A 6,424-nucleotide genomic window follows, 5' to 3' on the forward strand; every position below is an offset into this window, starting at 1 on the left:
CCGGGCATGTCTTCCAGAAAAGACCGCTGGTGCTGTCAGCTGCTGATTGCTTATCTATAAAACAGATAACAGTTAGAGAAATTACCCGTTATATGGATATTCGATCCGGTTCTATGATGGCTGCAACCTCACCCGAGGACAGGAGCCAGTCATGCAAGTGTGCGCCCATAGCGTCAAACCCGGAATCCGGCCCTTAGGCCATTTGCAGCACCCCCGTGAAGTCATTCGCCAGTTCACCCCCAACTGGTTCGCCGCCACCATGGGCACCGGTGTCCTGGCGCTGGCCCTGGCGCAGTTGCCGATTGAAGTCCCGGGCCAGCGCGCTTTTGCCGAAGGTCTGTGGCTGTTCAATATCCTGCTGTTCGCCGTGTTCAGCCTGCTCTACGGCGCGCGTTGGGTGTTGTTCTTCCATGAGGCGCGGCGGATTTTCGGGCATTCGACGGTCTCGATGTTCTTCGGCACCATTCCCATGGGGCTGGCGACCATCATCAACGGTTTCCTGGTATTCGGCGTGCCGCGTTGGGGCGACAGCGCGGTGCCGGTCGCCGAGATGTTGTGGTGGATCGACGTGGCCATGTCCCTGGCCTGCGGCGTGCTGATTCCCTACCTGATGTTCACTCGCCAGGAGCACAGCATCGACCAGATGACCGCGGTCTGGCTGTTGCCGGTGGTGGCTGCGGAAGTAGCGGCGGCCAGCGGCGGCCTGCTGGCGCCGCACCTGCTCGATACACATATGCAGTTCAACGTCTTGATCACCAGCTATGTGCTCTGGGCGTTCTCGGTGCCGGTGGCGTTCAGCATCCTGAGTATCCTGTTGTTGCGCATGGCGTTGCACAAGTTGCCCCATGAAAACATGGCGGCCTCCAGCTGGCTGGCCCTGGGGCCGATCGGTACCGGTGCGTTGGGCATGCTGTTGCTGGGTGCGGACTCGCCAGCGATTTTCGCCGCCAGCGGCCTGCCGGGTATCGGTGAGATCGCCAGCGGCCTGGGCCTGATCGCCGGCATTATTCTCTGGGGCTTCGGTTTGTGGTGGATGCTGATGGCAGTGCTGATCACCCTGCGTTACCTGCGTCGGGGCATCCCGTTCAATCTCGGCTGGTGGGGCTTCACCTTCCCGTTGGGGGTTTATGCCCTGGCAACCTTGAAGCTGGGCAGCACCTTGCACCTGGGTTTTTTCAATGGCTTCGGCCAGGTGTTGGTGGCCCTGTTGGCGGTGCTCTGGCTGATTGTCGGTTCGCGGACCCTGCGCGGGGCCTACAAAGGTGAGCTTTTTGTTTCACCTTGCCTGGCAGGAATAGCGAAATAGTTGCCCGATATTAGGTAAGGTTGTGGCCCGGGGGCGGTGATCCGCCTTCCAACAAGAAAGCCGCTCTCGGCGCCACTCAGGTACAGGGAAGATGAGTCACCCCTCACAGTTCAGTCTGCTGCGTACGCGGCGTTTCCTGCCGTTCTTCGTCACGCAGTCCCTCGGGGCTTTCAATGACAATCTGTTCAAGCAGTCGTTGATCCTCGCCATCCTCTACAAGCTCGCCCTCACCGGGGATCGCGGTATCTGGGTGAACCTCTGTGCCTTGCTGTTCATCCTGCCGTTTTTCCTGTTCTCGGCCCTGGCCGGACAGTTCGGTGAAAAGTTCGCCAAGGACGCGCTGATCCGGGTGATCAAGCTGGGTGAAATCGCAATCATGGCGGTAGGGGCGGTGGGTTTTGTGTTCGATCACCTGTCGCTGATGCTGGTGACGCTGTTCGCCATGGGCACCCACTCGGCGCTGTTCGGCCCGGTCAAATACTCGATTCTGCCCCAGGCCCTGGCTGAAGACGAACTGGTGGGGGGCAACGGCCTGGTGGAAATGGGTACCTTCCTGGCGATCCTGGCGGGGACCATCGGTGCCGGGGTGATGATGTCTTCGGCGCACTACGCACCTATCGTGTCCAGCGCCATTGTGTTGGTGGCGGTGCTCGGTTACCTGGCCAGCCGCAGCATTCCCCGGGCGGCGGCGGCGAGCCCGCAGCTACGGCTGGACTGGAATATCTTCAGCCAGTCCTGGGCCACCTTGCGCCTGGGCCTGGGGCAGACGCCGGCGGTGTCGCGCTCGATTGTCGGCAACTCCTGGTTCTGGTTTGTCGGGGCGATCTACCTGACGCAGATTCCGGCGTACGCCAAGGAGTGGTTGTACGGCGATGAAACCGTGGTGACGCTGATCCTCACCGTGTTTTCGGTGGGGATTGCCGCCGGCTCCATGCTTTGCGAACGGCTGTCGGGACGCAAGGTGGAAATCGGCCTGGTGCCTTTCGGTTCGTTCGGGCTGACGCTGTTTGGTCTGTTGTTGTGGTGGCATTCCGGCAACCTGCCGCAGAACGTGCAGGCCAACGACTGGCTGGCGATCCTGGGTTATCACCAGGCCTGGTGGGTGCTGGTGGATATCCTCGGGCTGGGGGTGTTCGGTGGTTTCTACATCGTGCCGCTGTATGCCTTGATCCAGTCGCGCACCGTCGAGAACGAGCGGGCCCGGGTGATCGCCGCCAACAACATCCTCAACGCGCTGTTCATGGTGGTTTCGGCGATGGTCTCGATCCTGCTGCTGAGCGTGGCCAAGCTGTCGATTCCCGAGTTGTTCCTGGTGGTGTCGCTGATGAACATCGCGGTCAACACCTATATTTTCAAGATCGTGCCCGAGTTCAGCATGCGCTTCATGATCTGGTTGCTCAGCCATTCCATGTACCGCGTCGAGCACCGCAACCTGGAGCTGATTCCCGATGAGGGGCCGGCCTTGCTGGTTTGCAACCATGTGTCGTTTGTCGATGCCTTGCTGATTGGTGGCGCGGTGCGGCGGCCGATTCGGTTTGTGATGTATTACAAGATCTATCGCTTGCCGGTGCTCAACTTCATCTTCCGCACGGCCGGGGCGATTCCGATTGCCGGGCGCGGTGAGGATCTGGATATCTATGAGCGTGCGTTCCGGAAAATCGCCGAGTACCTGAAGGACGGCGAGTTGGTGTGCATCTTTCCCGAGGGCAAGCTGACCACTGATGGTGAGATCAACGAATTCAAGGGCGGCATGACCCGCGTGCTGGAGGAAACCCCGGTGCCGGTGATTCCGCTGGCTCTGCAAGGTTTGTGGGGCAGTTTCTTCAGTCGTGATCCGGCCAAGGGGTTATTCCGGCGCTTGTGGTCGCGGGTGACCCTGGTGGCGGGAACGCCGGTCGGAGCCGAGGTGGCGGTGCCGGAGCAGTTGCGCGAGCAGGTGTTGCAGTTGCGGGGGATGGTGCACCGCTAGGCGTGTGTGGGAGCGGAGCCTGCCCGCGAAGTTTTGGTGGCCTTGCGGGCCTCTTCGCGGCGGTCCGGCGTCCCGGTAAATCCTGCTCCCACAATTATCCGTATCGTGCCGAGAGTTTGTGTACGACCGAAGCTCTGATGTGGGAGCGGAGCTTGCCCGCGAAGCTTTTGGCGGCTTCGCGGGCCTCCCACAGGGGGGGCGTGTTGAATCAAGCAGAGTGTCAGGCGGCCGAGACTTTCAAACCGACCAACCCGGCAATGATCAAGGCCACGCTCGCCAAACGGAACAAGGCCATGGACTCACCGAACAGGATGATCCCGGCGATCACCGTGCCCACCGCGCCGACACCGGTCCAGATGGCATAGGCGGTGCCCAGCGGCAACTCCTTCATGGCCAAACCCAGCAGGCCGAGGCTGATGACCATGGCCGTAACCGTGAGTACGCTGGGGAGCGGGCGGCTGAAGCCGTCGGTGTACTTGAGGCCAACGGCCCAGCCGACTTCGAAGAGACCGGCGAAAAACAGAATGATCCAGGACATGAAAACCTCCATCTATGGATGGGGTCGTCCCCGGATGGATGCTGCGCTCAAGCCGCAAGGTCGTCCTTGCGCTGCGCACTATAGTGCGCATTCTTGCCCGTCTGGTCAAATTTCCTTCAATTCAGTGCGCGCTCAGCGGCCTGTTCGCGGTCCTGCTTTTCACTCATGCGGCGGAACCAGGTCGAGAGCAGAGCCCCGGAAATATTGTGCCAGACACTGAACAGCGCGCTGGGCACCGCCGCCAGCGGCGAGAAGTGCGCGCTGGCCAACGCGGCGCCCAGCCCTGAGTTCTGCATGCCGACTTCCAGCGCCAGCGACTTGCGCTGGGCCAGTGGCAGCTTGAACAGGCGGCCGGTGAAATAGCCCAGCAGGTAGCCGAAGCTGTTGTGCAGCATCACCACGGCCATGATCAGCAGGCCGGACTCGGCGATCTTCGCCTGGCTGGCGGCGACCACGGCGGTGACGATAATCACGATGCTCACCACCGACACCAGCGGCAGGACTTCCACCGCATGGCGGACGCGCTCGCCCAGCAGACGTTGGGCGACGACTCCCAGCACGATCGGCAGCAGTACCACCTGCAGGATCGACCAGAACAGCTCGCTGAACTGCACTGGCAACCAGGCCGAGGCCAGCAGCCAGATCAGCGCGGGGGTCAGCAGCGGGGCGAGCAGGGTGGTGACGGCGGCGATGGCCACCGACAGCGCCAGGTCGCCGCGGGCCAGCCAGGTCATGACATTGGAGGAGGTGCCGCTGGGGCAGCAGCCGACCAGGATCACCCCGACGGCGATTTCCGCCGGCAACTGGAAGGCCCGGCAGAGCAGCCAGGCGACGCCTGGCATGATAATAAAGTGGGCGACCACGCCCAGGGCCACGCGCCAGGGGTGGCGGGCGACTTCGGCGAAATCGTCGAGTTTGAGAGTCAGGCCCATGCCAAACATCACCAGCCCGAGCAGCGGCACGATGGCGATTTTCAGGGCGATGAACCAGCTGGGCTGGAGGAACGCCAGCACGGCGAAGATCAGCACCCAGTAGGCGAAGGTATTGCCGACGAAGCGGCTGAGTGTGGCCAGTGCGCGCATGGTGTTTTCCTTGTTATATGCGGTGTCGAACCAGGCCGGCGTGGACCTGTGGCAGAGGCGTTTGCCTGCGAAGCCTTTGGTGATATCGAGGGGGCGGCGACCCGGTAACTCCGACTCCCACAATGCCCGTGTCGAACCGAGAGCCTGCGTACGACGGAGTCTCTGTGGGAGCGGAGCTTGCCCGCGAATGCTGACAACCTGGTCTGTCTGACACACCGCGTTATCGTTCTTCACGGGCAAGCTCCGCTCCCACAGGTGTTCACGCCGCTTACAGCGTGCGGTCAGATACCCTGCGGCATTTCCTCGCCACCCAGGGCGTCGAACAGCTGCGGCAGGAATTCGCCGAAGGTCAGCATCATCAAGGTGAAGCTGGCATCCAACTGGCCCAGGGCTTCTTCACCGCCGTCCTGTTCGGCCTGATCCTGCAGCAGATCTTCGAACTTCAGGCGCTTGACCACCATCTTGTCGTCGAGCACGAAGGACAGTTTGTCCTGCCAGGCCATCGACAACTGAGTCACCACCTTGCCGGTGCTCAGGTGCAGCTGGATTTCCTCGCCAGTCAGGTCCTGGCGCTTGCAGCGCACAATACCGCCGTCTTCATGGGTGTCACGCAGTTCGCATTCATCGAGCACGAAGAAATGTTCCGCGGCTGCCTGGGTCTTCACCCACTCGGTCATGATCGCGCTTGGCGCGGTTTTCACCGTCAGCGGCCGCACCGGCAGGGTGCCGAGCACTTCACGCAGGGTCGACAGCAGGTCTTCGGCGCGTTTTGGGCTGGCCGAGTTGACCAGGATCAGGCCCTGTTTCGGCGCAATCGCGGCAAAGGTCGAGGAGCGACGGATAAACGCCCGTGGCAGGAATGCCTGGATGATTTCATCCTTGAGCTGGTCGCGTTCCTTCTTGTAGACCTTGCGCATCTGTTCGGCTTCGATCTCCTCGACCTTTTCCTTCAGCGCATCGCGCACCACGCTGCCCGGCAGGATACGTTCTTCCTTGCGCGCGGCCACCAGCAGAAAATCGCCGCTGACATGCACCAGCGGGGCGTCTTCGCCTTTGCCGAAGGGCGCGACGAAACCGTAAGTGGTCAACTCCTGGCTTGCACAGGGGCGGGCCGGTTTGCTCGCCAGTGCGGTCTCCAGCGCCTCGGCATCAAAAGGCAGATCTTGGGTCAGGCGGTAGATCAGCAGGTTCTTGAACCACATGGGGTGCATCTCTCCTTTATACAAAGGAGGGCATTATTCTCTTCATGGCCCGATAGGCCAACCCTCTGCTAAGTCTTTGGAAGGCCTGAGAAAAATATTAAAGAAAGTGCTTGCCAGAGTCCGGAGTGCTCCGTAGAATGCGCGCCACACCGAAAGCGAAGGGTGATTAGCTCAGCCGGGAGAGCATCTGCCTTACAAGCAGAGGGTCGGCGGTTCGATCCCGTCATCACCCACCATTCGTCATCAGTGTTACGCGCAGCGGTAGTTCAGTCGGTTAGAATACCGGCCTGTCACGCCGGGGGTCGCGGGTTCGAGTCCCGTCCGCTG

At 61.5% G+C, this 6,424-nt stretch carries 5 protein-coding genes and 1 tRNA gene; 3 read left to right on the forward strand and 3 right to left on the reverse strand.

The genetic code is table 11. The annotated features are described in order from the left end of the window. The first annotated feature begins 151 nt into the window (after positions 1 to 151). On the forward strand, positions 152 to 1,306 hold the full coding sequence (locus tag AC07VG_RS33240) for a TDT family transporter (RefSeq protein ID WP_495022550.1): 1,155 nt from the start codon (positions 152 to 154) through the stop codon (positions 1,304 to 1,306). A 91-nt stretch (positions 1,307 to 1,397) separates the two neighbouring features. Beyond that, positions 1,398 to 3,275 (forward strand): MFS transporter, encoded by a 1,878-nt coding sequence (locus tag AC07VG_RS33245; RefSeq protein WP_495022551.1) that lies wholly within the window; start codon positions 1,398 to 1,400, stop codon positions 3,273 to 3,275. A gap of 220 nt (positions 3,276 to 3,495) precedes the next feature. Here the strand turns inward: AC07VG_RS33245 and sugE are convergent, their stop codons facing one another. The 3 genes from sugE to rdgC all read right to left on the reverse strand — a co-directional run bounded on the left by sugE (position 3,496) and on the right by rdgC (position 6,097). After that, positions 3,496 to 3,813 (reverse strand): quaternary ammonium compound efflux SMR transporter SugE, encoded by a 318-nt coding sequence (gene sugE, locus AC07VG_RS33250; protein ID WP_495004070.1) that lies wholly within the window; start codon positions 3,811 to 3,813, stop codon positions 3,496 to 3,498. 116 nt (positions 3,814 to 3,929) lie between these two features. After that, complete coding sequence (locus AC07VG_RS33255; protein WP_495004071.1) at positions 3,930 to 4,895, reverse strand: bile acid:sodium symporter family protein; 966 nt, start codon at positions 4,893 to 4,895, stop codon at positions 3,930 to 3,932. A gap of 281 nt (positions 4,896 to 5,176) precedes the next feature. After that, a complete protein-coding gene (gene rdgC / locus AC07VG_RS33260) occupies positions 5,177 to 6,097 on the reverse strand; it encodes a recombination-associated protein RdgC (protein ID WP_495004072.1) in 921 nt (306 codons plus the stop codon). Between the two features lie 160 nt (positions 6,098 to 6,257). Between rdgC and AC07VG_RS33265 the strand changes: the two genes are divergently transcribed. Further along, a tRNA-Val gene (locus AC07VG_RS33265) sits at positions 6,258 to 6,333 on the forward strand. The last annotated feature ends 91 nt before the right edge of the window (positions 6,334 to 6,424 follow it).

The organism is Pseudomonas sp. GW821-FHT03C07, assembly GCF_059420925.1.

Excerpts from the sequence above, each read along its gene's own strand:
- AC07VG_RS33240 (WP_495022550.1), top strand. The coding sequence starts at position 152 with ATGCAAGTGTGCGCCCATAGCGTCAAACCCGGAATCCGGCCCTTAGGC.
- AC07VG_RS33245 (WP_495022551.1), top strand. The coding sequence starts at position 1,398 with ATGAGTCACCCCTCACAGTTCAGTCTGCTGCGTACGCGGCGTTTCCTG.
- sugE (WP_495004070.1), bottom strand. The coding sequence starts at position 3,813 with ATGTCCTGGATCATTCTGTTTTTCGCCGGTCTCTTCGAAGTCGGCTGG.
- AC07VG_RS33255 (WP_495004071.1), bottom strand. The coding sequence starts at position 4,895 with ATGCGCGCACTGGCCACACTCAGCCGCTTCGTCGGCAATACCTTCGCC.
- rdgC (WP_495004072.1), bottom strand. The coding sequence starts at position 6,097 with ATGTGGTTCAAGAACCTGCTGATCTACCGCCTGACCCAAGATCTGCCT.